The 760-nt window shown below is 68.4% G+C and carries 1 protein-coding gene; it reads right to left on the bottom strand.

The features are described from left to right. Positions 1–37: 37 nt before the first annotated feature. Positions 38–760: fatty acid desaturase (locus AC1DWF_RS33905; RefSeq protein ID WP_476842876.1), on the bottom strand; the 723-nt coding region annotated here is incomplete at its 5' end.

Here is a 760-nt window from a genome sequence, read left to right as displayed (position 1 = left end):
ACCGCGATGCCTTCCGGATCGCGCCGCTGACGCCGGCCTATGCGCGGGAGTTGGCGGAGTTCGTGCTCGCGCCGCGATAGCGCGCGCGGAACCAGGCCCAGGTTTCGCGCGTCACGCGGCGATAGCCCTGGCCCTTGTGGGTGATCTCCTCCGCCACGGCGCGATGCAGCTCCGGCAGCGCATGGAACGGCACCGAGGGGTAGGCGTGGTGCTCGGCGTGGTAGGGCATGTTCCAGGCGAACCAGCGCAGGAAGGCGTTGGTGTAGGTGGTGCGCGTGTTCTCGAAGGAGCTCCGGGTTTCCTCGCAACCGACATGCTCGGCGTAGAGGTAGGGGCGCAGCATGAACTGGCCGATCAGCCAGGGAAGGATCCAGGCCCAGAGCAGCAGGGCGCTGCCGGCCCAGATGGAGCCGATCAGCGCCGCCGCGTAGATGGCGAGGTAGATGCGCGCCTCGCGGATGACGAGCGCCTTCTTGCCTGCGGGCACCCAGGGGAAGAAAACGTCGCCGCGCGCATGCCGCGTCAGCAGCCGCAGGCGGCCCCCGGTCTGCATCAGGCCCGTATAGGCGATGGCGAGCCAGGTGTCGGAATGCGTGGGCACGGCCACGATCAGCTCGGGGTCGCGCTGGGGGTCCTGCGTGTGGCGGTGATGCTCCCAGTGGAAGAGGATGTAGTACTCGTAGGGCTGCGCGATCAGCACGGCCGAGAGATAGCCGAAGACGGTGTTAAGGGCGGGGCTGCGGAAGGCCGTCTTGTGCGC

This window comes from Aminobacter sp. P4_D5 (assembly GCF_056401815.1).
This window is presented reverse-complemented; position numbering and strand designations above follow the sequence as displayed.